General features: G+C 57.7%; 1 protein-coding gene. It reads right to left on the bottom strand.

What is annotated here, in order from left to right; genetic code table 11:
• On the bottom strand, positions 1 to 390 hold a 390-nt coding region (locus JIN85_RS21010; protein WP_200274537.1), incomplete at both ends, for a transposase.

A 390-nucleotide genomic window follows, 5' to 3' on the forward strand; every position in this document is an offset into this window, starting at 1 on the left:
TTGAGGATCGGGTGGGCGGCGAAGAGTTTGTCGAGTCGCTTTCGTTGCTTTTCACCGAGCCGTTCAGGAGCTTTGCGCAGGGCGGCGAGGTTGCCACGGTGGTTTTTAAGATTGGCCACCAGATGACGCGCCAGTTGCATGAAGTGGTGCTGGATGACACGTACGACGTGGAACCGGTCTGCCACGATGCGGGCGTTGGGGAAGTAGCGCCGCACGAGGCTGCGGTAGGAACTTGAGAGGTCGATGCAAACGACTCTCACCTGCTCCCGACCTTTGAGTTTGTTGAGAAATTTGGCGAGATCGGCTTCGCTTTTGCCGGGCTGGACATCGAAGATGCGGCGGTTTTTCAGATCGCAGAAGGTGGTGCAGAAGCGCTGGCTTTTGTGGAGG

Origin of the sequence: Luteolibacter pohnpeiensis, from assembly GCF_016595435.1 — a bacterium.
In the GTDB taxonomy this organism is placed as follows: Bacteria; Verrucomicrobiota; Verrucomicrobiia; order Verrucomicrobiales; family Akkermansiaceae; genus Luteolibacter; species Luteolibacter pohnpeiensis.